The following is a 25756-nucleotide window of genomic DNA, read 5'->3' on the forward strand; positions in this document are numbered from 1 at the left end:
GTCAGTCCTGGTCGACCAGGAGGCGTTTGACGACCTTGCCGGTGGCGTTGCGGGGGACCTTGCGGACGAAGAAGACGTCGCGGGGCACGGAGAAGCGTTCCAGGTGGTCGTGGATGTACTCCTGGACGGCGGTGGCGCCGAGGCGGGCGCCGGGTTTGAGGGCGACGTAGGCGGCGAAGCGCTGGCCGTACTCGTGGTCGGGGACGCCGACGACGGCGGCGTCTTGGACGCCGTCAAGGTTGAGCAGGAGTTCCTCGACAGGGCGGGGGAAGACGTTCTCGCCGCCGGAGACGATCATGTCGTCGTCACGGCCGGAGACGAACAGCCGCCCGTCGGCGTCGAGGTAGCCGCGGTCGCCGGTGACCATGAGGTCGTCGTGCATCTCGTTGCGGGTGCCGTTGGTGTAGCCCTCGAACAGCATCTCGTTGCCGACGCAGATGCGGCCGACGACGCCGGGGGGCAGGGGGTCGCCGTCGGCGTCGAGGATGCCGACCTTGGTGCCGACCGGGCAGCGGCCCGCGGTGGTGGGGGCGGCGCGCAGGTCGGCCGGGTCGGCGATGCTGGCCCAGGAGACCTCGGTGGAGCCGTAGAGGTTGTAGAGGATGTCGCCGAAGGTGTCCATGAACTCGGTGACGAACGGGCCGGGCAGCGCCGATCCGCTGGAGGCGACCACCCGCAGCGAGGACACGTCGTAGCGGGCGCGGACGCGCTCGGGCAGGGCGAGGATGCGCTGCAGCATGACCGGGACGGCGATCAGCGTGGTGCACTTGAGTTCGGCGATCGCGGCCAGGGTGGCCTCGGCGTCGAAGCGGCGGTGCAGCGCGAGGGTCGCGTGCAGCGGCATCCCCAGTTGCAGCGCGGCCAGTCCCCAGGTGTGGAACAGGGGCGCGGCGACGAGCATCCGCTCCCCGTTGCGCAGCGGGATGCGCGACAGCACGGACGCGGCGGCGCCGAGGCCCTGGGGGTTGCGGCGGCGGGCGCCCTTGGGGGTGCCGGTGGTGCCCGAGGTCATCACGATGATCTTGCCCGCGGTGCTGGGCGCGCGCAGCGGGGTGTCGGGGGCGTCCTCGATGAGGCCGTCGACGGTGACCTCGCCGGGGGCGGCGCTCCAGGTGGAGATCCACGGCAGGGTCGCGGGCAGGTTGTGGAACAGCGGGGCGAACTCGTCGTCGGCGAGCAGCGCGATCGGCCGGTGCGCCTCGATGAGGTCGGCGACCTGGTCCGCGGAGATGCCGGTGTTGAGCATGAGGACGTCCGCGCCGAGTTTGCCGCAGGCGATGGTGGCCTCGACCAGCCCGGCGTGGTTGCGGCACATGACCGCGACCCGGCGGCCGGTGCGCACGCCGTATTCGGCCAGGCCGTTGGCCAGGCGGGTGGTGCGGGCGTCGATCTCGGCGAAGGTGAGGGTGCCGCGTTCGTCGATGACGGCGACCGCGCCCGGTTTGCGGGCGGCGGCGGCGCGGTAGCCGCCGACGATGGTGGGGCCCCAGCGGGCCAGCGCGCCCAGTTGCCGGGCGACCCGGTCGGGTCGGCCGGGGACCAGCACGCCCGCGCGGACCAGGGTGCGGGTCACGGAGAACACCGACTGGCGGCGCGCGGCCTGGTCGATGCGGGTGGGCGAGACGGTGATGGGCCTGCCGGAGAGGTGGTGCTCGACGCGGGCGATGGCCTTGCGGATCCGTTTGCGCAGCCAGGGCGCGGTGAGCACGGTGCCAGCGGTGACGCCTTCCGGCAGGGACACCACGACCTGCACGAGGCTGCGGCCGCGGCCTTGCGGGGTGAGCCGGATGGACAGGTGCCCGCCCGCCCAGCGGGGGCCGACGAGCACGAGGTGCTCGGCTGGGCGGTGCACGAGGATCTCGATCTCGTCGGGCACGGGGGCGCGGCCCGCGACGCAGAACCGGACCCGGTAGCGGGCGCCGCGCCCGACCGGGGTTCCGCCCGCGCGGTCGGCGGAGGCGATCTCGCGGACGAAGCGGGGATAGAGGGCGGGTTCGCTGAGGACCTCCCAGACCTGTTCCGGCGTGTGGTCGAGGGTCAGTTCCACCTCGACGAGCTCGGTCGGCATGGTCCTCCGTCAGCGAGGCGCCCCGGATTGTCGCCCGGAACGTGATTGCGGCACACGATGGAACCGCTTGTTATCAGCGAACCGCTAATCGGTGCAAGCACCCATGCCACCATTTGGGCTAATAGCAGTGAAGATCACTCACTCGGCGTAATGGATCAACCCGATCGCGCGGGTGTCAACCACCATCGCGTGGTTGGTCGCTGTGATTGCCGTCAACGGGCTCGGACGGGTCCGCCGCGGTCGGGACGACGACCGTGCCCGCGGCGCGGGTGACGACCAGCGGCGGGTCGATGACGTCGGCGGCGGAGGGGCCGCGGCGCGGGGCGGCGCGGCACACGACGCGCGCCTCGAACTCCAGGCCGCGGGAGCGGGAGCCGATCCGCACCAGGGTGGCGGTGGCCTCGATGACGTCCCCGGCCTGGATGGGCGCCAGGAACTCGACGTGGCTGTATCCGGCGAACAGTCCTTCGTCGCCGTCGGCGCGCACGCACAGCTCGGTGGCCGCGTCGCCGAAGAGCCCGAGGCCGTAGGCGCCGTCGACGAGCGCGCCGCCGTAGTGGGCGTGCCCGTGCGGCACGTACCGGCGGTGGGTGACGGAGAATCCGACGACGCGGCTCATGGGCGGGTGGCCTCCGGGTTCGCAACGGGATCGGCGCGGGTGGGATCGGTACTGGCGGATTCAGCGCGGGCGGGGCCGGTGGGACCGGTGGGGCCCGCGATGGCGTGGGCGAGGTAGCTGGCGACCTCGCCGGGGGTGGTGCCGCGGCTGAAGACGCGGTCGACGCCGAGGTCGGCGGCCATCCTCGGGTCGAAGCGGGGGCCACCGGCGACGAGCAGCGGGCGGCGCTCCCCCATGGCCTCGCGGAACGCCGCGGACATCTCGCGGGTGTTGCGCAGGTGCGCGTCGCGCTGGGTGACGACCTGGGAGACCAGGACCGCGTCGGCGCGCTCGGCGCGGGCGCGTTTGACCAGGTCGGGGACCGGCACCTGGGCGCCGAGGTTCACCACGCGCAGTTCGCGGTAGTACTCCAGGCCCTTTTCCCCGGCGAAGCCCTTGATGTTGCAGATGGCGTCGATGCCGACGGTGTGCGCGTCGGTGCCGATGCAGGCGCCGACGACGACGAGTTCGCGCCGCAGGCGCTGTCTGACCGCGGTGTTGACCTCGCCGGGGGTGAGCAGCGGGTAGTCGCGTTCGACGACGGTGACCTCGTCGAGGTCCACGGTGTGGGTGACCGAGCCGTAGACGACGAAGAAGGTGAACTCCGGGCCGATGGGGTGCGAGTGCACGACCATGGCCGGGTCCATGCCCATCTTGCGGGCCAGCAGCAGCGCGGCGCCCTCGGCGCGGGGCCCGTGCGGGACGGGCAGGGTGAACGACAGCTGCGCCATGCCGTCGCCCCGGGTGTCGCCGTAGGGGCGGACAAGCGCGCTCATCGGGCCACCTCACAAGGTCGGTGACTTCGCGCGCCTACGCACTGTGTTGACTGTTCGCTCGCGAGCTCGCTCACTGGTCGCCTCCGGTGTCGAGCAGGTCGGTGGCGGGGTTGCGGTAGCCCTCGGCCTTGGCGATCACCCCGTCGGCTCCCCTGCCCTGGTCGGCGGGCCGTTTCATCAGCCCGAAGGTGCCTTCGGCGATGGCGTTGAGCAGTCCGTCGTCGGCGATGCGGGCGAGCAGGTCGACGGCTTCGCCGAGGACCTGGTGGGCGCGTTTGACGATGAGCCCGCCGGGGGCGGGGCGGAAGTCCTCGGCGAGGCCGCCCGCGGCGTCGAGGACGTGGCGCACGTTGCGCAGCGCGAGGTCGCGGTCGGACAGGAACGGGGTGGCCACGGCCTCGGTCATCATGCCGACCAGCAGGATCGACTGGCCGGTGAGCGCCCCGGCGAGGTTGAAGAACCCGTTGAGCAGGTAGCCGTTGAACACGTCGCCGGTCATGTGCTTGGTGGGCGGCATCCACTTGAGCGGGGCGTCGGGGAACAGTTCGCGGGCGAGCAGGGCGTGGGCGAGTTCGAGGCGGAACGAGTCGGGCAGGGCCGGGTCGATCTCGAAGGCGTGGCCGAGGCCGAGCAGGTGGTCGCCGAGCCCGGCCTCGTGCGCGAAGCGCTCGTTGAGCAGCTGGGAGACGGTGACGGTGTGCGCGGCGTCCACGGCGTCGTCGGTGGTGAGGTAGTTGTCCTCGCCGGTGTTGATGATGATGCCGGCGCGGGCGTGGATCTGCCGGGAGAACCGCTGGTCGACGAAGGTGCGCACGGGGTTGATGTCGCGGAAGAGGATGCCGTACATGGAGTCGTTGAGCATCATGTCGAGCCTGCGCAGCCCGGCGAGGACGGCGATCTCGGACATGCACAGGCCCGAGGCGTAGTTGGTGACCCGGATGTAGCGGCCGACCTCGCGGGACACCTCGTCCATGGCGGCGCGCATGATCCGGAAGTTCTCTTCGGTGGCGTAGGTGCCCGCGAACCCGTGGTGGGTGGCGCCTTCCGGCACGTAGTCGAGCAGCGACTGACCGGTGGAGCGGATGACGGCGATGACGTCGGCCCCGGCGCGGGCGGCGTTGGCGGCCTGGACGACGTCCTCGTCGATGTCGCCGGTGGCCACGATCAGGTAGAGCCAGGGCCGCCGAGGCGGGTCGCCGAGGTCGGCGACGAGCCGGTCGCGGTCGGCGCGGTTGCGGTCGACGGCGCGCAGGCCGCGGGCGATCGCGGCGCGGGCGCTGCCCTCGGCGCGGGCGGCGTCGGCTCCGGTGGGGACGCGGTACTGGACCTGGCCCGCGGCGGTGGCCTCGGCGAGGTCGGTGAGGGTGCCCAGGCCGTGTTCGGCCAAGGCGTGGAACACCGGCAGCGCGGCCCCGTGGTCGAGGCCGCAGTGCGCGCGGACGGTGTCCACGACCCGGTTGACCCAGGGCACGTCCCCGGCGCGGTGGGTGTGGTCGGCTCCGGTGATGCCCGCCAGGCGCAGGGTGGCGCGTTCCAGGGACACGGTGGTGTGGCGGCGGGCGAGGTCGATGACCGGGGCGGCGGCGCGCTCGGCGAGGCGGCGCGCGGTGGCGACGGCGCGGGGGTCGAGGTCAAGCAGTGCCATCGCGGCTCGCCTTCTGCGTGTCGAGGGCGGTGCTGTCGAACAGGGTGCGGCCACCGGCGACGGTGCGCAGGCACACGGGCAGGTCGGCGCCGGGGTCCAGCGGCGGCAGCCCGGGGACCCGGGAGCGCGGGTCGGTCGACCAGCGGGCCACCCGGGAGTCTGGGGCGGCCACGACGAGGTCGGGGGCGTCCCAGACGGCGTAGGTGGCGGGCGCGCCGGGCACGAGGGTGCCGGTGAGGCCGTCGTCGACCCCGGCGGCGCGCCAGCCGCCTCGGGTGTGGGCGGTGAACGCCGCGCGCGGGGACAGCCCGAAGCCCTCGGTGCGGTGGTGCACGGCGGCGCGGACGGCGGCCCAGGGGTCGAGGCGGGTGACCGGGGCGTCGGAGCCGAGCGCGAGGATCACCCCGGCGGCGGCCAGGCGGGCGAACGGGTTGAGCGCGGTCCCCCGCTCGACGCCGAGGCGGGCTGCGTACATGCCGTCGGGGCCGCCCCAGGTGGCGTCGAACAGCGGCTGCACGGAGGCCACCACGCCCCACTGCCCGAGCCGGTCGGCCTGCTCGGCGGTGACCATCTCCAGGTGTTCGAGCCGGTGGCGGGCCCCGGCGAGAGCGGGGCGGCCGACGATCTTCTCGGCGCGGGCGAAGCCCTCGACCACCTCGGCGACGGCTGCGTCGCCGATGACGTGGAAGCCGCCCTGGATGCCCGCCTCGGTGCAGCCGACGAGGTGATCGGCGATCTGCTCGGCGTCGAGGTAGAGCGCGCCGGAGGTGCCGGAGTCGGCGTAGGGGTGGCACAGGGCTGCGGTGCGGGAGCCGAGGGAGCCGTCGACGAACAGGTCGCCCGCCAGGCCCCGCGCGCCGAGCGCGGCGGCGGTGTCGGCTGCGGCGCGCTCGCCCCAGTACCCGACGACCTCGGGCAGGTCCCCGCCCGCGCGGGCGAGCAGGGCGGTGAAGTCCTCGGCGCTGGAGATGTCGGGCCCGGCGCACTCGTGGACGGCGGCGACGCCGCTGGCGGCGGCGTGCCGCAGGAACGCCTCCTGGGCGGCGGCGCGCTGGCCGGGGGTGATGGCGTCCTGGGCGGCGCGGCGGGCGCGGTGGTGGGCGTCGCGGGTCAGCGGCCCGTCGGGGCTGAACCCGTCGGCGCCGCGGGCGGCGGGGGCGCGGTCGAGCAGGGCTGTGGAGACCAGGGCGGAGTGCACGTCGACGCGGGAGAGGTAGACCGCGGCGCCGTCGGCGGCGGCGTCGACCTCGGCGCGGGTGGGCGGGCGGCCCTCGGGCCAGGCGGTCTCGTCCCAGCCGTGGCCCCAGGCCACGGCGTGACCGGCGGCGCGGACGTGGGCGGCGATCGCGTCGAGGCAGTCGCGCAGCGACGCGCAGGCGGTCAGATCCAGGCCGGTGCGCAGCAGCCCGGCGGCGGTGGTGTGCACGTGGGCGTCGACGAAGGCGGGGGCGACGAACGCGCCGCCGAGGTCGACGGTCTCGTCGGCGTCGGCGTAGAGGGTGCGGCCCACCGAGTCCTGCCCGAGCCAGACGACCACGCCGTCGCGCACGGCGATGGCGGTGGCGTGCGGGTCGGCCGGGGAGTGCACGCGGCCCCCGGTCAGCAGGGTGGTGCCGGGGGCGGCCGGGGGCGTGGGGGAACTGGTCATGGGCGGAGAGTCTGCCGTTCACGGCCGCTGATCAGCGCCCGCACCCCGGGCTCGGCGCGCAGCAGGTCGATGGCGAACTCGGCGTGGCCGGGGACATAGCCGTTGCCGATGAGCATCCGCACGTCCTTGGCGAGCCCTTCCGCGCCGAGGGCGGCGTCGGCGAAGGAGGTGGCCATGGAGAAGAACACGACCGTGCCGCCGTCGGCGGTGGCCATGATCGCGCCGTGCTCGCAGCCGGGCACGTCCACGCAGACCACGGTGACCGCGACGGGGGCGCCGACGGCGGCGGCCACGGCGACCGGGTCGCGGGCGTCGGCGACGACGACCTCGTCGGCCAGTCCCGCGGACCGCACGGCGGCGGCTTCGGCGCCGGTGGGCACCAGCGCCACCACCCTGGTCGCGCCCGCGCGGCGCGCGGCGGCCAGCGACAGGGACCCGGACTTGCCGCCGCCGCCGAGCACGCACACCGACGCGCCGGGCCCGGCTTCGCGGACCACCCGGTCGGTGAGCGTGGGCGCCCCGCACACGTCCAGGACCGACAGCGCCAGCGGCTCGGGCAGGTCGGCGGGCAGGACCGCGGCGATGGAGCGCCCGAACAGCACCGCGGTGCCCCGGCAGGGGACCTGCTCGCTCTCGCCGTCCCACTCGGCGAGGGCGTCGGTGATCCGCAGCGGGGTGAGGGTGAGCGAGACCAGCGACGCGATCCGGTCGCCGACGCGCAGGCCCAGCGGCGAGTCGGGGCCGACCGCGCGCACGGCGCCGAGCAGCATCCCGCCGGAGCCGGTGACCGGGTTCTGCATCTTGCCGCGCGCGGCGACGATCGCCAGGACCGCGGCGCGCACGGCCGCGCCGGAGCCGTGCTCGTCGCGCAGCTGCCGGTAGGACGCGGCGTCGAGGTTGAGCCGTTCGACGTCCACGACGACCTCGTCGGCGTAGGGCCGGGGGTCGGGGTCCAGGCGGCGCGCCCGCTGCGGCAGCACCCCGGGCGGGTCGAGCACCCGGTGCAGCCCGTACGGCGAGCCCCTGTCGAAACTTTCACCCACTCGCCTCACCTTTCAGGAAGATTTGCGGCACACTGACGTTCTGGCAGCATATCTTTACGGCACCCGAACGGCGAGGAGAAAAGATGACCGCGCTGCGCGACACGGTGCGACGCCGTGCGGGCCAGGGGGCCGGGGACCGGACCGACCACGCTGGCCGCGCTGTCCACCAGCCCTACACCTACGCCCGCGCCGAACTGGTCGAGCCGGACTGGCGCCGGTTCCCCGGGTGGGCGCACGTCACCGAGGCCCAGTGGCGCGACGCGCAGTGGCAGCGAGCCCACTGCGTGAAGAACATCCGCGGGCTGCGCGCGGTCGTCGGCGGACTGCTCGCCGAGTCCTTCTACGCCGACCTGGCCGCCGACCAGGAGCGGCTGGCCACGATGTCGATGCTGCTGCCCCCGCAGATGCTCAACACCATCGCCCCCGCCGCCGACCCCGCGGGGTTCACCGACGCCTTCTTCGCCGACCCGGTGCGCCGCTACATGCTCCCGGTGGCCTCCGACCGCGACCCCGACTGGCCCAGCCACCCGCGCTCGGAGCGCGACTCCCTGCACGAGGCCGAGATGTGGGTGGTGGAGGGCCTGACCCACCGCTACCCCACCAAGGTCCTCGCCGAGCTGCTCTCCACCTGCCCCCAGTACTGCGGGCACTGCACCCGCATGGACCTGGTGGGCAACTCCACCCCGCAGGTCGACAAGCACCGGCTGCTGCTCAAACCGGTCGACCGGCAGGACAAGATGATCGACTACCTGCGCCGCAGCCCCGGGGTGCGCGACGTGGTGGTCTCCGGCGGCGACGTGGCGAACGTGCCGTGGCGGCAGCTGGAGTCGTTCCTGATGCGGCTGCTGGACATCGAGACCGTGCGCGACATCCGGCTGGCCACCAAGGCGCTCGCGGGCCTGCCGCAGCACTGGCTGCAGCCCGCCGTCGTCGAGGGCCTGGAGCGGGTGGCGCGCACCGCGGCCCGGCGCGGGGTGAACCTGGCGATCCACACCCACGTCAACCACGCCCAGTCGGTGACGCCGCTGGTCGCCGAGGCCGCCCGCACCGCCCTGGCGGTCGGCGTCCGCGACGTGCGCAACCAGGGCGTGCTGCTGCGCGGAGTGAACACGACCCCGGCGGCGCTGCTGGACCTGTGCTTCGCGCTGCAGGGCGAGGCGAACATCCTCCCGTACTACTTCTACCTGTGCGACATGATCCCCCACGCCGAACACTGGCGGATCGCGGTCTGGGAGGCCCAGGACCTACAGCACGCGATCATGGGGTACCTGCCCGGGTACGCCACCCCGCGGATCATCTGCGACGTGCCGTATGTGGGCAAACGCTGGGTGCACCAGGTCGCCGAGTACGACCGTGAGCTGGGTGTGTCGTACTGGACGAAGAACTACCTCGCGGGCGCGGAGCGGGCCGACCCGGCCGCGGACCTGGACCGCCGCTACCCGTACTACGACCCCATCACCACCCTGCCCGAGCCGGGCCGGGCGTTCTGGCGCGCGCACCCCGACCACCACGCCTGACCGCCTCCCCCGGGCGGTCGACCGCCCGCGCGGCCAGGCCCGCACCGATACAGGCAGGCTTGCCTGTTTGTGTGTTCCACAGTTACCTTGCCCACATGACCCGTCGTCACCGGCACACCTCCCGCGAGCGCGTCCCGCAGGCCGAACGCGCCGAGGCGATGCGCGCACGGCTGCTCGACGCGACCATCTCCTGCCTGGCCGACCTCGGCTACGGCCGCATGTCGACCAACCACATCGTCCGCCGCGCGCACGTCTCCCGCGGCGCGCTGGCCCACCACTTCCCCACCAAGGCCGACCTGCTCAACGCCGCGGCGCAGCGGCTGATCGAGGGCAGGGCCACCGACTTCCGCGAGCGGTTCGGCGCGATCGCCGTCGAGCGGCGCACCACCGCGGAGGCGCTGGCGGTGCTGTGGTCGTTCTACGACGACACCGGGGGTGTGGCGATGCTGGAGCTGATGGTCGCCGCCCGGCACAACCGGGAGCTGCGCGAGGTGCTGGGCGACATGCCCGACCGGGTGGCCGAACTGGGCATGGCGGTCTTCGCCGAGTTCTTCCCCGATTTGGCCGCGCTGCCGTTCATCGACGAGGCGCTGCGCTCGATCCACGCCCTCTACACCGGCCTGGCCCTCAACGCCCTCGCCGACGGCGACCCGCGCGGGCGCGGCGCGGAGGTCCGCGCCTTCCTCAAGATCCTCATCGCCCGGGTCCTGGCCACCGCGCCCGCCCCCGAGCTCGCCGAAGCCTGACCCCTCTCCCCATCCCCGCCCGGAGGTCCCCCATGTCCCCTGCCGACCCCGCACGCACCCTGCGCACGCGCCGCATCCACTTCGAGTACGGCGCCGGTTCCCTCGACCGGCACTACGTCGACGGCGACCTGGTGATGAGCCACGTCGTCGCGGTGCTCTCGGCGATGTTCCCCGAGGGCGAGGACTTCTTCGTCCGCTCCGTGCGCCGCTGCGCCGACCAGGTAACCGACCCGCACCTGCGCGCCCAGGTCGCCGGGTTCATCGGCCAAGAGGTCACCCACGGCCGCGAGCACCGCGCCCTCAACGAGCGCCTGGCGCGGATGGGCTACCCGACCCGCCGGGTCGACCGCATGGTCCGCCGCGCGCTGCGGATGTACGAGAAGCGCCTCTCGCCGCTGTCCTGCCTGGGGGTCACCGCCGCCCTGGAGCACTACACGGCCGCGCTCGCCGAGACCCTGCTCACCGACGAGCGCGCGCAAGCCCTGCTCGGGACATCCGAGGTCCGCTCGATGCTGCTGTGGCATGCCTTCGAGGAGGCCGAGCACAAGGCCGTCGCCTTCGACGTCTACCGGGCCGCGGGCGGCAGCGAGCGCAGGCGGATCTGGACGATGCGGTGGGTGACCTTCGCGTTCATCGTCGGCGTCGTCGGGCACACTGTCGCGTCCCTGCTCGGCGACCGCGCGGCTTACCACCCGGCGCGGCTGGCCCGCAGCGTGGCCGCCCTGCGGCACTCGCCGTTCCTCAGCCGCGAGGTCGTGCGCCGGATCAGCGCCTACAACAAGCCCGGGTTCCACCCCGACGACAACGACAACACCGCCCTGCTCGACCGCTGGACCCCGGAGCTGTTCGGCGAGAACGGGCGGCTGGCGCACAACCTGCGCTGAGCTCCCCGTCCGGCCCGGGCAGGCGCGCGTGGGCGGATCGGGTGATCCCACCCGGGCCCGTCATGCGCGAGACTCACGACGACGCGCCGCTGACCCGGCGGCCCGGAGCCAAGGAGTTTCGGCGTGCTCATCCGCACAAGACGGGCGCTCGCGGCCACCCTGGTGGCGGCCACCGCCGTGGGACTCGCCGTCGGGGTCGCCCCGGCACAGGCCGTGCCCGCCCAGCCCGACGCCACCAGCGTCGCGGGCGCCACCGACATCGCGGACCGGCTGCGGGCGATCCCCGGCCTGACCGTGGTCTCGGAATCGGCGACCCCACCGGCGGGGTACCGGTTCCTGCTGCTGGCCTACACCCAGCCGGTCGACCACCGGAAGCCGGGCGGACCCAGCTTCCAGCAGCGGTTCCAGCTGCTGCACCGCGACGTGGACCGGCCGATGATCCTGCACACCACCGGCTACCACATGCCCGCCAACCCGTTCCGTTCCGAGCCGACCCGCCTGGTCGACGGCAACCAGATCTCGGTGGAGCAGCGGTTCTTCTCCCCGTCGCGGCCGGACCCGGCCGACTGGGACGACCTCGACATCTGGCAGGCCGCGACCGACCACCACCGCATCGTCGCCGCGCTGAGACCGCTGTACCCGGCCAAGTGGATCTCCACCGGGGCCAGCAAGGGCGGCATGACCTCGGTCTACCACCGCCGGTTCTACCCCGACGACGTCAACGGCGTCGTCGCCTACGTCGCCCCGCAGGACCGGGTCAACCCGTTCGACCACGCCTACGACCGGTTCTTCGACACCGTCGGCACCGACGCCGCGTGCCGGGCGCGGCTGGCCGACGTGCAGCGCGAGGCGCTGCGCCGCCGCCCCGAGATGGTCGCCAAGTACCAGGCCGCCGCCGACGCCGAGGGCTGGACCTTCACCCGGGTGCTCGGCTCGATCGACCGCGCCTACGAGATGACGGTCCTGGACACCGTGTGGGCGTTCTGGCAGTACTCGACCCAGGCCGACTGCGCCACGGTCCCGGCGGCCACGGCGACCAGCGACGAGCTTTACGCGTTCATCGACTCCGTCGCCGGGTTCGCCTTCTACAGCGACTCCGGGATCCTGCCGTACGCGCCGTACTACTACCAGGCCGCGACGCAGCTGGGCTGGCCGCAGCCGCGCTTCGAGCACCTGCGGGGCCTGACCCGGTACCCGGGCCTGTACCAGGCGAACTCCAGCCTGCCCCCGGAGCTGCGCGGCCACCACGACGCCCGCCCCATGCTCGACGTCGACGTCTGGGTGCGGTCCCGCTCGGAGCGGATGCTGTTCGTCTACGGCGCCAACGACCCGTGGGGCGCCGAGCAGTTCACCCCGAGCCGCCGCGACTCGGCGACCTACACCGCCCCCGGCGCCAACCACGGCGCGAACATCACCGCCCTGGACCCAGCCGACCGGGCCGCCGCCACCGCGATGCTGCGCCGCTGGGCCGGGACCGACACCGCCGCGCCGACCCTGACGGCCCAGGAGATCACCGCCCTGGACGAGGCGGAGCCGCGCGGAACGCGCCGAACGCGCTAGCCGGGCCGTGGGTCGCTCCCACCGGCGGGAGCGACCCACGCGGGTGACACACCACAGTGGATCGAACCGGGGACCGACGCCCTACACTCAGCCGCGATGATGCGACGGTACCGATGGCACGTTGCCGTGCTGCTCATGGTGATCCTCCTGCTCGGCGCGTTCCTGGTCGTCACAGAACCGGAGCCGCCGCCCGCGCCCGCCCCGCCGACCGGGGTGCCCCGGGTGCTGGTCGCGCTGGGCGACAGCACGATCTCCGGTGAGGCGGCAGGCGACTACGAAGACGGCACCGACGGCGCCGACGGCAACTGGTGCCACCGCTCCCGCAACGCCTCCATCCACCACACCGGCCTGCGCGGGATCGACGAGACGATCAACCTCGCCTGCTCCGGCGCGCCCTCGGCGCAGGTCGCCCTCGGCGACGCGGAGCAGTACACCGAGGGCTCCCAGGCGCACCGGCTGGGCGTGCTGGCCCGGCAGAAGCGGGTGGTGGCGGTCCTGGTGGCCGTGGGCGCCAACGACGACCCGGCGTTCTCCCACGTCCTCGACGGCTGCGTGCAGGCCTGGTTCGACCGCGGCAAGCCCGGCTGCGCGGCGGTGGTCGGCGGGCAGTGGCAGCAGCGGGTCGACGCGATGGTCCCGAAAGCCACCCGGGCGCTGGCCGACATCCGCTCGGTGCTGCTCGCCGCGGGCTACCAGCCCACCGACTACCAACTCGTCGTGCAGTCCTATGTGGCCCCGATCAGCCCGGACGTGCGCCCGGAGCTGCGCAACCTCAACGGCTGCCCGTTCCGTGAGGAAGACCTGCGCTGGGTCCGGGACGCCGCGGTGCCCGCCATGACCGAAGGCGTCCGCCGCGTCGCCCGCGGCGCGGGGGCCCGCTTCCTGGACCTGTCGCGGGCCGGGGCGGGCCGCGAGGCCTGCGCGCGGCAGGACCCGGCGCAGGAGTGGTTCAGCAGGCTCGCGGTCCGCTGGCAGGACTTGCGTGACGAGGCCCGGGCGACACATGCCTTGCAGGAGTCGTTCCATCCCAACGCGGCTGGGCACGCGCAGTTCGGCCGTTGTCTGGGGGAGTTCCTTGGCACCGCGGATCGCGCCGCGGCGTGTTTGCCGGGGGCGGATGGCAATCTGCACGCCGCCAGCAGTGCGGGGCCGTGAGCTGGTTCCCGGGCTGGCTGCTCGATGGGGTGGGTGCGGTTGGGCAGGGGGCGGGTGTCCTTGCTGCACCCCATCGAGCACTGGCGGCGCTGGCGGGTGCTCCGGTGTGCTGCTCCGCTTCGATGAGCGCTGGTGGGGTCAAGCGCGGTTGGTCGGTGAGGCGGCGAGGTGCCTGTGCGCGACCGTGGCTTGAATCCAGGAGGCCACCCAGAGCGCGCCCACGGCAAGGGTCGCCCAGCCCGCCGGGGCGGGTGGGTCGGTAATCGCGCGGAGGGCGAAACCGGCGACGCCCGCGCCGATCAGGGTGGCGCCTACCCAGGACGCCAGGCGTAGGGGGAGGCCGCCGCGTGGGTGGGTCAGGGTGATGGCGAGTGCGGCGACGGCCAGGCCGACCGCCGCGTTTCCCCATTGGGCGAGGGCGATGCTGCCCTCGAAGTCGCGGGTTGTCTCGGCTGACGTGGGGAAGCCGGGGAGGCCGAGTTCGCCGCGGAGGGCGAGGTCGACCTTGGCGGCGGTGTAGGCCAAGGCGCAGCCTGCCGCGACGAACGCTCCGGGGTTCCGCATACCGCGAACTGTGCCACCACCGTCGAGGCGCCTCACCGCCGGTTCTCCCCGGAAGGGGTAGAACGGGGCGGTGCTTGTGGAGGAGTTGGACTTGGCCGACGCGGGCGTTGCTGCGGCTGGCCGTGTTCGCCCTACAGCGCCGGTGAGCGGCCCTCGTACGGGGTGGACAGCACGACTGTGGTCCGGGTCGAGACCTTCGCCGCCTCGCGGATCTTGCGCAGCAGCTCCTCCAGGTCCACTGGGGACGGCACGCGCACCAGCAGCACGTAGGACTCGTCGCCCGCGACCGAGTAGCAGGACTCGATCTCGCTGATGTGCTCCAGCCGCTGCGGGTAGTCGTCGGGGGCGGCGGGGTCGATCGGGGTCAGCGAGATCAGCGCGGTCAGCGGCAGCCCGATCGCGTGCGCGTTCAGCTTCGCCGCGTACCCGCAGATCACCTCGCGCTGCTCGAGCCTGCGTACCCGCTGGTGCACCGCGGACACGCTGAGCCCGACGCGCTCGGCGAGGTCGGTGAAGCTGCGCCTGCCGTCGGCCGCCAGCTCCCGCACGATGGCCTTGTCGATGGGCTCCAGTTCCCCGTTCACCGGGCCACCTCACCCGTGCGCGGCGTCGACAACGCGTCGGGCAGCTCGCCCTGGGGCACTGAGTCGGGGTTCCTCATGCAGGCAGCACCACCAGTTCGCGTGGGCGGGCGTTCACCGACTCCGCGCCGTCCTCGGTCACGACCACGATGTCCTCGATCCGCGCGCCCCACCGGCCCGGCAGGTAGACCCCGGGCTCGACGCTGAACGCCATGCCGGGTTCCAGGACCAAGTCGTTCCCGGCGACGATGTAGGGGTGCTCGTGCACGTCGAGGCCGATGCCGTGGCCGGTGCGGTGGATGAACCGGTCGGCCAGGCCCGCGTCGGCGAGGACCTGCCGGGCGGCGGCGTCGACCTGCTCGGCGGTCACCCCTGGGCGCACGGCCGCGACCGCGGCCCGCTGCGCGGCCAGCAGCGCCGCGTAGCTCTCGGCGACGTCGGCGTCGCGGGGCTCGCCGAGGGCGTAGGTGCGGGTGCTGTCGGAGTTGTAGCCCGCCGGGGTCGGCCCGCCGATGTCGATGACCACGACGTCGCCCTCGGCGAGCACCCGGTCGGACACCTCGTGGTGCGGGCTGGCCCCGTTGGGCCCGGACCCGACGATGACGAACTCGGCGCGGGCGTGTCCTTCGGCGACGATCGCGGCGGCGATGTCCTCGGCGACCTCGGCCTCGGTGCGGCCGGGCCGCAGCCACTCGCCCATGCGGGCGTGCACGCGGTCGATCGCGGCGCCCGCTGCGCGCAGCGCGGCGATCTCGGCGGCGTCCTTGCGCATCCGCAACTCCCGCAGCACCGGCCCGGCGAGCACCTGCTCGGCGGCGGGCAGCGCGGCGCGCAGGGCCAGCACGTGCAGCGCGGGCAGCATGTCGCCCACCGCGACCCGTCCGGCGCCGCCGAGGAGCCCGGCGACCAGCCGGTACGGGTCGTCGCCGTCGACCCAGGTGGCCATCCGCACCCCGAGCGCGTCGAGGGGGACCTCGTCGTACCCGGGCGCCTCCAGCTTCGGGACCACCAGCACCGGCTCGCCGGAACCGGCGGGCACGACGAGCGCGGTCAGCCGCTCGAACGAGGTGTTGGTTCCCCCGATCAGGTAACGCAGGTCGGAGCCGGGGGCGATCACCAGGGCATCGGCGCCCGCGTCCGCGGCGGCGGCACGGGCCCGGTCGAGCCGGGTTCGCAGGCGGTCGGCGTCGATGGCGGCGGTGGTCGACATGCCCGGCAGCCTAGCCGGGTCGGCCGCCCACCCGCCCGAGTGATCATGAACCGCGGCCCGCGCGAGAAGTCGGCTGTGGGTGGGGTGTGGCAGGCTCACGCCTCGTGAGCGGACCTCTCGTGCTGTTGGACTCGGCCAGCCTCTACTTCCGGTCGTTCTTCGCCCTGCCGCAGTCGATGACCTCGCCCGACGGGGTACCGGTCAACGCGGTGCGCGGCTTCGCCGGGATGATCGCGCAGGTCATCGCCGACCGCCGTCCCGCGCGGCTGGTCGCGTGCCTGGACGCGGACTGGCGCCCGGCCTTCCGGGTCGCGGCCATCCCCAGCTACAAGGCCCAGCGGGTCGCCGACCCCTCGATCAACGCAGAAGAGGTCCCCGACACCCTCACCCCGCAGGTGCCGATCATCATCGACCTGCTCGAAGCGCTGGGCATCGCCACCGCCGCTGCGGACGGCTACGAGGCCGACGACGTCATCGGCACCCTCGCCCACCGCGAGACCGCGGCCCCGGTGGAGATCGTCACCGGCGACCGGGACCTGTTCCAGTGCGTCCGCGACGAGCCCAGCCCGGTGCGCGTGGTGTACGTGGGACGCGGCTGGGCCAAGGCCGAGGTCGTCGGCCCCCGGGAGTTGGCCCAGCGCTACGGGCTGCCCGAGGACGGCATGGCCTACGCCGACATGTCCGTGCTGCGCGGCGACCCGTCCGACGGCCTGCCCGGAATCACCGGCATCGGCGAGAAGACCGCGGCGAAGCTGATCTCGAAGTTCGGCTCCCTGCAGGCCCTGGTCGACGCCGCGGCCGCCGGGTCGAAAGACGTCCCGCTGCGCGTGCGCCAGGCGTTCACCGACGACGCCGACTACCTGGCCAAGGCCCCGCTGGTGGTCCGGGTCGCCACCGACGCCGCGATCACCGCCACCGGCGACCCCGCCATCCCGCACGCCCCCGCCGACCTCGACCGGGTGCGGGAACTGCAGGAACGCTGGGCGCTGGGCAGCGCTGTCGACCGGCTGCTCGCCGCCCTGTCCTGAGCCGCAGTCCTGACGCCACGGCCGGGGACCCGCAGCGAACGGCCCGGCCGCGGCCGCTAGCGGACCGCGGTCAGCGCCACCAGCGGCGGCCACGGCGCGGGCTCCGCGGCGCCGCCGTGCAGGCGCACCTCGGCGAAGGTCGCGCGGGCCGTGTCGAGCACATCGACCCCGCTCCACCCGGCCAGCCGCCGGTAGACCCGGCGGAACAGCCGGATCAGCGGGGCGGCCCGCCCGCCCGGCACCAGTCGCATGTCGAAGACGAACAGCCGCCCGCCCGGCCGCAGCGCGGCGCGCACGCGCTCCAGGGTGGCTGCGACGTCCGGGGTCGCGCTCACCGAGAACGTCGAGATCGCCGCGTCGAACCCCTCGACCGTCATCGTCGTCGCGTCCGCTTGGCGCACCTCGACGTTGTCCCACCCGCGCTCGCGCACCAGCGCGCGGGCACGGGCGACCATCACCTCGTTGTCGTCCACGGCCAGGACGTACCCCCGCGGGCCGACGGCCGAACACCGCGTCCAGGCCCGACACCGCCCGCCTCGCCCGGGTGCGGCGACGGCTCCGCTCCATCGAGACAGGGCTGACCATGACCAACAGCACCCTGCGGCTGCGGCCGCTGCCCGCTGGGTGATCGAACTCCAGTGCCCGGTGCTGGCCCGCGGCGCCGACTGCCCCTGACCGGCCCGGCGAGGCAGCCGGGGGTTCCGGACACGGATTGTCACCGCGAAGAGCGCGCCCTTCCGCGTCGGCGAACATCGCGGTCGGCATCTGCGCGCGCGACGATGACCCGAGTCGACATCGCCCACGGATATCGCCCGTCGGGGTGATTGCCGATGAGCGGTTCCGCCTCGCGAAGCGCATCCAGCTCACGCGCGACCACCATGTCACGAGCGGTCAGGCGCGAGCCTGGACAACGCTCGGCCGCCACGACATGGGCGCTGACCTGCGAGCCTTCCGGAAAGAATGGCGCACAGGAAAGGTTCTCCTTTCTTTTTCGGCAAGGGAAGGCTCGCCTAAACACCTGAAGTTGCGATGCCAGGTATTCGATGACACGGTCTGATCACCCGAGCTCATTGCCCAGAGGAGCTGTCATGTCCATGACCGAAATGCCTGCCGTCAGCGAATGCACCGTGACGGGGTGTTCCTACAACCACGACATTCAGTGCCATGCTTTCGCCATCACCGTCAGTGGTGAGGACGGTGCCGCCGACTGCGCCACCTTCATCCCCCTGGCCCGCAAGGGTGGCCTGCCCAGGGTCGTCGCCCAGGTCGGCGCGTGCTCGCGGAGCAACTGCGTCCACAACAGTGAACTGGAGTGCACCGCGCCCGGCGGCATCCGCGTCGCCCCCGGTGACGGCTCCCACGACGCCAACTGCCTCACGTATCAGGCTGCTTCCAGGTAGTCCTCTGAGGGCAGGGCGCAGACCCGGGTGGTCTCCAGCGATTCGTGGCCAGCAGCTCGGCCGCGGAGGGTGACCACCCGGTGTCCACCGCGACCTCGGCGCCGGGGGCTGGGCCTGCCACGGGACGTGGCCCTAGAAGAACGTGCCGCACCACGCCGCGCCGCCCACGGCGAACACCGTGTCCGCGCGGGCCACCGCCGCCGGGTCGAGCGCCCGCACCAGGCCGATGCCCGCCAGCGCCGAAGGCCGCCACGCCCCCAAGTACAGCATCGCCAGCACGTCCACGTCCACCGACAACTCCGCCGCCGCGCCCGTCCGCTGCACACCGTCGGCCCCCACCCGGTACCGCCCGGAGTTCACCGGCAGAAACGAGTCCACGACCTCCACCACCACCGAACCCGGCCCGTACGACCGCGCCGCCAACGCCGTGGGCACGTCCACCAGCCGCAGCCACAGGTCCGGCCGCACGTCCTGCCCGAGCACGGCGCGCGGGTCGACGAACAGCGCCTCCACCGGCTCGTCCACCGGGCGCGCCCACACCTTCACCCGGTCCACCAAGTCCACGCCCACGATGAACCGCCACAGCGCGTTCACCGCCTCCGGGTTCGCCGCGTGGAAGTCCTCCACCCCCAGCGTCGCGGCCGCGTCCGGCTCGTCGCCGCGGGAGGGCCGGTAGGCCAGGAAGCCGTCGTCGCCGCCCGCGCCGCTGTGCACCGCGACCAGCAGGTGCTCGCCGATGCCGAAGGGCCGGTCGTAGAACACCGGCCACCACGGCCGCGACCGCGCCAGCATCCCCACCCGGGCCCGGGTCCGCTCGTAGAGCCGCGGCAGCAGCGTCAGCGCCTCGTCGCCATCGACCAGCCGCACCTCGCCGCCGACCGGCGCCTCCGGGCGCACCACGGCGGCACGGGACCGCACCGTCACCGTGGCCGCCAGCGACGCCACCCCGTACCCGAACCGCCCGTAGATCACCGGCTCACTCGCGTGCAGCCCCGCGAACACCTCACCGCGCGCGGCCACGTCGGCCAACTGGGCCCGCATCAACTCCGTGAGCACCCCGCGCCGCCGGAAATCCGCGCGCACACCCACCCGGGTCACCGCGGCCAGCGGCAGCACCCGCCCACCGGGCACCACCAGCGTCGACGGCCACACCAACGCCGTCCCCACCAGCCGGTCCCCGGCGAACGCGCCGTGCGTGCGGCCCGGCTCGTACGAGCGCCGCAGGTACTCCCACTCGGCGTCCGGCGGCGATGGCCGGTTCAGCGACTGCCGGAACAGGTTGAGCGCGGGACGCGACTCGGCTTCGGACAACACCCGGATATCAACGCTCACCCCGATGATCCTGCCCGGACACACCACGGGCGCGCGACCGCATTGCCAGCGGCCACGCGCCCGTGGGGGACGCTACTTGTCCGTCGCCGGGGCGACCTCGTACTCGCCGTTGTCGTTGCGGACGGTGATGTTCACGTTCTTCGTCTCGCCGCCGATGACGACCTCGCAGGAGAACTGGTGGTCCTTTTTGACCTCCTGGTCCGCCGGGCAGGTCACCGAGTCGAGTTCCTTCTCGCCGTACTTGTCGGTCAGGATCGTCCGGACGCCGTTCTCGACCGCGGCCTTGTCGAACACCTTGGTGTTGAACCAGCCCGGGGTGAAGAACCCGAGCACCGCGATCGCCGCGGCGATCAGCACGACGACCACCACCGTCACCCAAAGCCAGGTGCCGCCGCCCTTCTTCTCCTGCGGCGGCGTGCCCGGGTAGGCCCCGGGCTGCTGCTGGTACTGGCCGTACGGCTGCCCCGGCTGCGGGGGCTGCCCATACCCGCCGGGGTACTGCTGCATCGGCTGCGGCCCTTGCTGCTGGCCCGGCTGCGGCCCGTACCCGCCGTACTGCTGCTGCGCGGGGTCGGGCTGCTGCCCGTACTGCGGCTGCTGCGGTGGCTGGCCGTACCCGCCGCCCTGAGCGGGGAACCCACCGGACGGGGTGCCCGGCGGCTGGCCGCCGCCGTAGGGCGGCTGCTGCTGACCACCCCACTGCTGGTGCGGATCTTGCCCACCGGACGGCCCGTAGGGGCTGCTCATCTCTCGCCTCCGCCAAATCGAGGTCGCGCGGCACACCTGAACACCACTGCGCGCGATCAAACCACAGCGGGACGCTTCCGCCCCACCCAACCCGTCCCACCGGGCGAACATGTCGGACACACCACCCGATCAGCCACCCGATCAGCCACCCGGAACCGCCACTTCCGGAATCCGCGCACCCGGAGCCCCGCGCCCACGGCCCGCTACCGGCACAGCGAGGAGACACACAGCCAAGGCCCCACCGCACCCACGCTCAGACCGCCGCATCCCGGCCCGCCGGTGGCAGGCACAGCGCCGAGCAGCCCACCACACCCAACCAAGACCACCGCCCGCCACCTCGCCCGGTCAGCTGCCACCCGATCAGGGCGGCAGCCTGCCCACGAACCCGGCCGGGGCACCCGGGCAGCGACCGACAGCGCCCCGAGGATCACGCCGTCGCCAGGGCCACCACCCCACGCCGAATCCCGCGGACCGCGTCACCCGCGGCCTTGCCCACCGGCTCACCCGGGCCCACCACGTCCCGGATCTGGTCCAGCAGGTCGATCACCTGCCTGCACCACCGCACGAAGTCACCCGCGGACAGCTCCTGCCCGGCCGAATCCGCCGCCGTGATCACCTTCTCCAGCGACTCGCCCCGCACCCACCGGTACACCGTCCACGCGAACCCCGCGTCCGGCTGCCGAGTCCGGTCCAACCGGTGGTGCCGCTCGTCGGCCTCCAACTCCGCCCACAGCCGCGCCGTCGCGGTCAACGCCTCGGTGACCGCCCCACCGGGCACCCGCGCCTCCACCGCGCCATCCCGCCGCGCCTCATACACCAGCGACGACACCACCGCCGCCAACTCGGCCCCGGTCAACCCGTCCCACACCCCATGCCGCAGGCACTCCGCCGCCAGCAGGTCCGACTCGCTGTAGAGCCGGGCCAGACGCTTCCCGTGCTCGGTCACCACCTGCTCACCCTGCTTCTCCCCAGTGCCCGCCGCCAGATAACCCCGGTCCGCCAGCAACGCCCGGATCCGGTCGAACGCCCGCGCCAGCGAATGCGTCGTCGCCGCCACCTTGCGCTCCACCTGCTCGGTCTCGGCCAGCAACCGCTGATACCGCTCCGCCCACCGCGCGTGGTTCTCCCGGTCCTGGCACCCATGGCACGGGTGCCCCCGCAGCGCCCGCCGCAGCGTCGCCAGCTCCGAGTCCTCCGTCGACCCCGACCGCCGCCGCGCCCGCGCCGGGGCCTCGATCCCCGACGCCCGCAGCGTCGACGCCAGATCCCGCCGCGACTTCGGCGACCGGATGTCGACCTGCCTCGGCAGCCGCACCCGGCCCAACGCCGCCACCGGCGCCGGGAAATCCGCCACCGACAACCGACCCGCCCACCGGTCCTCGGTCACCACCAACGGCCGCGGCTCCCCCATCGGGTCCAACCCCGGGTCGATCACGATCGCCAGCCCCGACCGCCGACCAGCGGGCACCGCGATCACATCGCCCTTGCGCAACTGCTCAAGCGAATGCGCCGCCTCGGCCCGCCGCGCCGCGCTGTTCTGCCGCGACAGCGCCTTCTCCCGATCCGAGATCTGCTTGCGCAGCGCCGCGTACTCGGTGAAATCACCCAGATGGCACGTCATCGACTCCGCGTACCCGTCCAACGCCTCCCGGTTGCGGTCCACCCGCCGCGACAACCCCACCACCGACCGGTCGGCCTGGAACTGCGCGAACGACTGCTCCAAGATGTCCCGCGCCTGCCCCGCGCCCAACCGGTCGACCAGGTTCACCGCCATGTTGTAGCCCGGCCGGAACGACGACCGCAGCGGATACGTGCGCGTCGACGCCAGCCCAGCCACCTGCTTCGGGTCGACCCCAGGCTGCCACACCACCACCGCGTGGCCCTCGATGTCGATCCCCCGCCGCCCCGCCCGCCCCGTGAGCTGCGTGTACTCCCCCGGGGTCAACTCGACGTGCGCCTCGCCGTTGTACTTGACCAGCCGCTCCAGCACCACCGTCCGCGCGGGCATGTTGATCCCCAGCGCCAGCGTCTCGGTCGCGAACACCGCCTTCACCAACCCGCGGACGAACAACTCCTCCACGGTCTCCTTGAACGCGGGCAGCAACCCCGCGTGGTGCCCGGCGAACCCGCGCTCCAACGCCTCCTTCCACTCCCAGAACCCCAGCACCGTCAGGTCCGCGTCCGGCAGGTCCCGCGTCTTCGAGTCCACGATCCGCCGCACCTGCTCGACCTCGTCCTCGGAGTTGAGCCGCAACCCCGACCGCACACACTGCGCCACCGCGGCCTCACACCCGGCCCGGCTGAACACGAACACGATCGCGGGCAGCAACCCGGCCCCGTCCAGCCGCTGCACCACCTCCACCCGCGACGGCGGCTTGAACCGCGGCCCCCGCGCCCCCGCCGCCCGGCCGCCCTTCGCCCTCGGGTTGTGCCACGGCGCGTGGACCCGCCCGACCTCCTCGGTGCGCCGCACCAGATGCGGGTTGATCCGCAACTCCCCAGCCGGGTCCTCCCCGGCGAACAGGTCCAGCATCCGGCCGCCCACCAGCATGTGCTGCCACAGCGGCACCGGCCGGTGCTCGTCGACCACCACCGAGGTGTCCCCACGCACCTCGACCAGCCACTCGCCGAACTCCTCGGCGTTGCTCACCGTCGCCGACAGGCTCACCAGCCGCACCCACTCCGGCAGGTGCAGGATGACCTCCTCCCACACCGCCCCGCGGAACCGGTCGGCCAGGTAGTGCACCTCGTCCATCACCACATACCCGAGCCCGTCCAACGCCGACGACTCGGCATACAGCATGTTCCGCAGCACCTCGGTGGTCATCACCACGATCGGTGCGCTGCCGTTCACCGACGTGTCACCGGTCAGCAGACCGACCGCCTTCGGCCCATACCGGGCGGTCAGATCAGCGAACTTCTGGTTCGACAGCGCCTTGATCGGCGTCGTGTAGAAGCACTTGCGCCCCTCCGACAACGCCAGATGCACCGCGAACTCGCCGACCACCGTCTTACCGGCCCCCGTCGGCGCGCACACCAGCACCCCATGGCCGTCCTCAAGGGCGACACACGCCTGACGCTGGAACGGGTCGAGATCGAACGTCAACTCGGCGGCGAATTCCGCCAGCTTCGGGTTGACCACCCGCCGCCGAGCGGCGGCATACGCCTGCGCGGGACTGACGGGCGAAGAAGAGGACGAACTGGAAGATGAGCTCGCGGACACACCGCAAGACTTCCACAAAGCACCGACACCCGTCGCGTGGAAACACCCCCGCCGCCGCCCTGGCTCAGCCGACGATCTCCACCGCGCCCGGCACGCACTCCACCACCACCGGCAACGGCCCCATCCGCTCACCGTCGGCGTAGGCCACCCACCCGTTGTCCGCGCCCAAGGCCACCCGCCGCGCCCGCATGGTCCGCACCGCCGGGTGCGCCACATGCCCACCACCGCGCAGGCTCGGCAGAATCCGCAGCAGATCCCACCGCGACACCCGGCCCACCACCGTCACGTCCAGCAACCCGTCCGCCGGATCAGCGCCAGGGCAGACCGGAATCCCGCCCCCGTAGAACGCCGTGTTCCCCACCGCGACCATCGTCGCGGCCAACTCCACCACACCGCCGTCGGCGCCGCCGGTGTCCACCACCAGCGGCCGCGCCCGCAGCGCCGCCAACTCCACCGCGATCGCCAGGTCATAGCGCCGCCGCCCGTGCGGCCACCGCATCCGGTTCCCCCGCTCGCTCACCGCGGCGTCGAACCCCGCGCACAACACACTCGCGAACCACTCACCGCCGCCGACCCGCCCCAGGTCCACCCGCCGACGCGCCCCCGACTCGATCGCGGCCACCACCCCGGCCACCCCGGCGAGCGGCGACAGCGGCAACCCCAGCGCCCGCGCGAAATCGTTGCCCGTCCCCGAGGCCACCACCGCCAACGCCACCCGGTGCTCGGCGCAGAACCGCACCCCCTGGTGCACCGACCCGTCACCGCCCAACACAACCAGCAGATCCAGGCCCCGGTCAGCCGCCCGCGCGGCCAACGCCCGCGACTCGGCCACCGACGTCGCCTCGACCACGGTCAGCTCACCGACCACATCCCGCAGCCGCGCCGCCACCACACCCGCGTCCCGCCCGGCGGCCCCATGCCCCGACCCAGGGTGGAACACCAACGCCGCCCGCAACCCCAAACCCGCACCCGCCTCAACCACGACCCGGCCAAGGCGCCGAGCCGGATCAGGTTACGTCGTCATAGCCCTTGGCAGGCGCCGGGTCGACCGGCTCCGCGAGGTAGTTCATCGGCGTCGCCTCGTCATCGGACAAACCCGCCGCCGGGTCCTCCAAAGCCTCCCGCTTCGCCTTCCGCCGGTCGTGAATCCGCGACACCTGCACCGCGAACTCGAACAGAATCGTCATCGCGACCGCCAACACGACCATCGAAATCGGATCCGTGCCCGGCGTCGCGAACGCGGCGAAAATGAACAGCGCGAACACAATCCCGCGCCGCCACTTCTTCAAGTTCGCATACGGCAGCATCCCGATCTGGTTCAGCATGATCACCAGCAGCGGCAGCTCGAAGCTCACCCCGAAGATCAGCAGCATCACCAGCACGAACGAGATGTAGTCACCGGCGTTCAACGCCGTGATGAACACCCCGCCACCGAAGGACACCAACACCTCAAGGCCCTGCGGGATCACGAAGAACGCCAGCACCGCGCCCGCTGCGAACAGCACCGACGCGCACAGCACGAAGATCGACGCGAACTTGCGCTCCTTCGCGTACAGGCCCGGCGTGATGAACGCCCACACCTGGTACAGCCACAGCGGCGCCGTCACCACCATGCCCACCGCGATACCCACCTTGAACTGCACCATGAACGCCTCGAACGGCTGCGTCTGGAACAGCTGGCAAGTCCCGTTCGGCGCGAACCGCACATCGGTCGGCAAAGCACAGTACGGCTGCAACAAAATGTCGCCCAGCGCAGGCACCGGGCCCAACCTGGTGAAGAACCAGATGAACCCGAACACACCGCCGAGGAGAATGAACAGAACCGCCATTCCGAGCCGATTCCGCAGCTCGTAAAGGTGGTCCTTCAAGGTCATGGTGCCGTCGGGATTATGCCTGCGACTACGGAGTTTCCTCTTCTCGCGGCGGCTTTCAGCCCGGCGGTGCGGATCGCGCGCCACCGTGGGAACCGAT

The 25756-nt window shown here is 73.0% G+C and carries 23 protein-coding genes; 8 read left to right on the forward strand and 15 right to left on the reverse strand.

All coding sequences use genetic code 11. The annotated features are described in order from the left end of the window. Position 1: 1 nt before the first annotated feature. From BLS56_RS00470 to kdd, 6 genes are all read right to left on the reverse strand, one after another. Complete coding sequence (locus tag BLS56_RS00470) at positions 2-2068, reverse strand: AMP-binding protein (protein ID WP_091446912.1); 2067 nt, start codon at positions 2066-2068, stop codon at positions 2-4. Positions 2069-2243: 175 nt separating this feature from the next. Then, positions 2244-2687: a 3-aminobutyryl-CoA ammonia lyase gene (kal, locus tag BLS56_RS00475; protein ID WP_091446916.1), complete on the reverse strand. Its 444-nt coding sequence runs from the start codon at positions 2685-2687 to the stop codon at positions 2244-2246. After that, positions 2684-3502 (reverse strand): lysine 5,6-aminomutase subunit beta, encoded by an 819-nt coding sequence (gene kamE, locus BLS56_RS00480; RefSeq protein WP_091446918.1) that lies wholly within the window; start codon positions 3500-3502, stop codon positions 2684-2686. Before kamE ends, kal begins: the two co-directional genes overlap by 4 nt. A gap of 70 nt (positions 3503-3572) precedes the next feature. Next, the gene (gene kamD / locus BLS56_RS00485) at positions 3573-5147 is read right to left on the reverse strand and encodes a lysine 5,6-aminomutase subunit alpha (RefSeq protein ID WP_091446921.1); all 1575 of its coding nucleotides are present in this window, start codon (positions 5145-5147) and stop codon (positions 3573-3575) included. Continuing rightward, positions 5134-6795 carry an amidohydrolase gene (locus tag BLS56_RS00490; protein ID WP_091446924.1) on the reverse strand — a complete coding sequence of 554 codons (1662 nt, stop codon included), beginning with the start codon at positions 6793-6795 and terminating at the stop codon, positions 5134-5136. Before BLS56_RS00490 ends, kamD begins: the two co-directional genes overlap by 14 nt. Then, entirely contained in the window at positions 6792-7838 is a 1047-nt protein-coding gene (kdd, locus tag BLS56_RS00495; protein WP_091446926.1) for an L-erythro-3,5-diaminohexanoate dehydrogenase, read from the reverse strand. The genes BLS56_RS00490 and kdd overlap by 4 nt, the downstream gene beginning before the upstream one ends. An 83-nt stretch (positions 7839-7921) precedes the next feature. Between kdd and BLS56_RS00500 the strand changes: the two genes are divergently transcribed. The 5 genes from BLS56_RS00500 to BLS56_RS00520 all read left to right on the forward strand — a co-directional run bounded on the left by BLS56_RS00500 (position 7922) and on the right by BLS56_RS00520 (position 13700). Beyond that, the gene (locus BLS56_RS00500) at positions 7922-9355 is read left to right on the forward strand and encodes a KamA family radical SAM protein (protein WP_228771254.1); all 1434 of its coding nucleotides are present in this window, start codon (positions 7922-7924) and stop codon (positions 9353-9355) included. A gap of 95 nt (positions 9356-9450) precedes the next feature. Then, on the forward strand, positions 9451-10101 hold the full coding sequence (locus tag BLS56_RS00505; RefSeq protein WP_091446929.1) for a TetR/AcrR family transcriptional regulator: 651 nt from the start codon (positions 9451-9453) through the stop codon (positions 10099-10101). 32 nt (positions 10102-10133) lie between these two features. Continuing rightward, on the forward strand, positions 10134-10985 hold the full coding sequence (locus tag BLS56_RS00510) for a metal-dependent hydrolase (RefSeq protein WP_091446932.1): 852 nt from the start codon (positions 10134-10136) through the stop codon (positions 10983-10985). A 123-nt stretch (positions 10986-11108) separates the two neighbouring features. Further along, entirely contained in the window at positions 11109-12545 is a 1437-nt protein-coding gene (locus tag BLS56_RS00515) for a S28 family serine protease (RefSeq protein ID WP_228771255.1), read from the forward strand. A 99-nt stretch (positions 12546-12644) separates the two neighbouring features. Then, the gene (locus tag BLS56_RS00520) at positions 12645-13700 is read left to right on the forward strand and encodes a GDSL-type esterase/lipase family protein (protein WP_091448654.1); all 1056 of its coding nucleotides are present in this window, start codon (positions 12645-12647) and stop codon (positions 13698-13700) included. A gap of 138 nt (positions 13701-13838) precedes the next feature. Here the strand turns inward: BLS56_RS00520 and BLS56_RS00525 are convergent, their stop codons facing one another. The 3 genes from BLS56_RS00525 to BLS56_RS00535 form a co-directional block, all read right to left on the reverse strand. Further along, positions 13839-14264 (reverse strand): hypothetical protein, encoded by a 426-nt coding sequence (locus BLS56_RS00525; RefSeq protein WP_091446934.1) that lies wholly within the window; start codon positions 14262-14264, stop codon positions 13839-13841. 131 nt (positions 14265-14395) lie between these two features. Beyond that, positions 14396-14848 (reverse strand): Lrp/AsnC family transcriptional regulator, encoded by a 453-nt coding sequence (locus tag BLS56_RS00530; RefSeq protein ID WP_091446937.1) that lies wholly within the window; start codon positions 14846-14848, stop codon positions 14396-14398. Between the two features lie 73 nt (positions 14849-14921). Further along, positions 14922-16055 (reverse strand): M24 family metallopeptidase, encoded by a 1134-nt coding sequence (locus BLS56_RS00535; protein ID WP_091446939.1) that lies wholly within the window; start codon positions 16053-16055, stop codon positions 14922-14924. A gap of 104 nt (positions 16056-16159) precedes the next feature. Between BLS56_RS00535 and BLS56_RS00540 the strand changes: the two genes are divergently transcribed. Beyond that, on the forward strand, positions 16160-17083 hold the full coding sequence (locus BLS56_RS00540; protein WP_091446941.1) for a 5'-3' exonuclease: 924 nt from the start codon (positions 16160-16162) through the stop codon (positions 17081-17083). Positions 17084-17139: 56 nt separating this feature from the next. Here BLS56_RS00540 and BLS56_RS00545 read toward each other — a convergent pair whose 3' ends face one another. Further along, positions 17140-17886 carry a class I SAM-dependent methyltransferase gene (locus BLS56_RS00545; RefSeq protein WP_324187484.1) on the reverse strand — a complete coding sequence of 249 codons (747 nt, stop codon included), beginning with the start codon at positions 17884-17886 and terminating at the stop codon, positions 17140-17142. A gap of 17 nt (positions 17887-17903) precedes the next feature. Between BLS56_RS00545 and BLS56_RS30300 the strand changes: the two genes are divergently transcribed. Both BLS56_RS30300 and BLS56_RS00550 read left to right on the forward strand, forming a co-directional pair. Next, a complete protein-coding gene (locus BLS56_RS30300) occupies positions 17904-18140 on the forward strand; it encodes a hypothetical protein (RefSeq protein ID WP_139190445.1) in 237 nt (78 codons plus the stop codon). Positions 18141-18171: 31 nt separating this feature from the next. After that, entirely contained in the window at positions 18172-18483 is a 312-nt protein-coding gene (locus tag BLS56_RS00550; protein ID WP_091446946.1) for a DUF1540 domain-containing protein, read from the forward strand. A 132-nt stretch (positions 18484-18615) separates the two neighbouring features. Here BLS56_RS00550 and BLS56_RS00555 read toward each other — a convergent pair whose 3' ends face one another. The 5 genes from BLS56_RS00555 to tatC all read right to left on the reverse strand — a co-directional run bounded on the left by BLS56_RS00555 (position 18616) and on the right by tatC (position 25743). Beyond that, positions 18616-19815, reverse strand: a complete 1200-nt coding sequence (locus BLS56_RS00555) for a GNAT family N-acetyltransferase (protein WP_091446948.1) — start codon at positions 19813-19815, stop codon at positions 18616-18618. Positions 19816-19887: 72 nt separating this feature from the next. Beyond that, the gene (locus BLS56_RS00560) at positions 19888-20562 is read right to left on the reverse strand and encodes a DUF4333 domain-containing protein (RefSeq protein ID WP_091446951.1); all 675 of its coding nucleotides are present in this window, start codon (positions 20560-20562) and stop codon (positions 19888-19890) included. Between the two features lie 427 nt (positions 20563-20989). Beyond that, positions 20990-23785 (reverse strand): DEAD/DEAH box helicase, encoded by a 2796-nt coding sequence (locus BLS56_RS00565; protein WP_091446954.1) that lies wholly within the window; start codon positions 23783-23785, stop codon positions 20990-20992. A 64-nt stretch (positions 23786-23849) separates the two neighbouring features. Beyond that, positions 23850-24746, reverse strand: coding sequence for a diacylglycerol/lipid kinase family protein (locus BLS56_RS00570; RefSeq protein WP_091446957.1), 897 nt, complete (start codon positions 24744-24746; stop codon positions 23850-23852). 46 nt (positions 24747-24792) lie between these two features. Beyond that, on the reverse strand, positions 24793-25743 hold the full coding sequence (tatC, locus tag BLS56_RS00575) for a twin-arginine translocase subunit TatC (RefSeq protein ID WP_407640467.1): 951 nt from the start codon (positions 25741-25743) through the stop codon (positions 24793-24795). Positions 25744-25756 lie beyond the last annotated feature (13 nt).

The sequence above is a fragment of the Actinokineospora iranica genome (assembly GCF_900101685.1).
GTDB classification, from domain to species: domain Bacteria; phylum Actinomycetota; class Actinomycetes; order Mycobacteriales; family Pseudonocardiaceae; genus Actinokineospora; species Actinokineospora iranica.

Excerpts from the sequence above, each read along its gene's own strand:
- BLS56_RS00500 (WP_228771254.1), top strand. The coding sequence starts at position 7,922 with ATGACCGCGCTGCGCGACACGGTGCGACGCCGTGCGGGCCAGGGGGCC.
- BLS56_RS00505 (WP_091446929.1), top strand. The coding sequence starts at position 9,451 with ATGACCCGTCGTCACCGGCACACCTCCCGCGAGCGCGTCCCGCAGGCC.
- BLS56_RS00560 (WP_091446951.1), bottom strand. The coding sequence starts at position 20,562 with ATGAGCAGCCCCTACGGGCCGTCCGGTGGGCAAGATCCGCACCAGCAG.
- BLS56_RS00490 (WP_091446924.1), bottom strand. The coding sequence starts at position 6,795 with ATGACCAGTTCCCCCACGCCCCCGGCCGCCCCCGGCACCACCCTGCTG.
- BLS56_RS00510 (WP_091446932.1), top strand. The coding sequence starts at position 10,134 with ATGTCCCCTGCCGACCCCGCACGCACCCTGCGCACGCGCCGCATCCAC.
- BLS56_RS00470 (WP_091446912.1), bottom strand. The coding sequence starts at position 2,068 with ATGCCGACCGAGCTCGTCGAGGTGGAACTGACCCTCGACCACACGCCG.
- BLS56_RS00535 (WP_091446939.1), bottom strand. The coding sequence starts at position 16,055 with ATGTCGACCACCGCCGCCATCGACGCCGACCGCCTGCGAACCCGGCTC.
- BLS56_RS00525 (WP_091446934.1), bottom strand. The coding sequence starts at position 14,264 with ATGCGGAACCCCGGAGCGTTCGTCGCGGCAGGCTGCGCCTTGGCCTAC.
- kamE (WP_091446918.1), bottom strand. The coding sequence starts at position 3,502 with ATGAGCGCGCTTGTCCGCCCCTACGGCGACACCCGGGGCGACGGCATG.
- kal (WP_091446916.1), bottom strand. The coding sequence starts at position 2,687 with ATGAGCCGCGTCGTCGGATTCTCCGTCACCCACCGCCGGTACGTGCCG.
- kamD (WP_091446921.1), bottom strand. The coding sequence starts at position 5,147 with ATGGCACTGCTTGACCTCGACCCCCGCGCCGTCGCCACCGCGCGCCGC.
- BLS56_RS00520 (WP_091448654.1), top strand. The coding sequence starts at position 12,645 with ATGCGACGGTACCGATGGCACGTTGCCGTGCTGCTCATGGTGATCCTC.
- BLS56_RS00550 (WP_091446946.1), top strand. The coding sequence starts at position 18,172 with ATGTCCATGACCGAAATGCCTGCCGTCAGCGAATGCACCGTGACGGGG.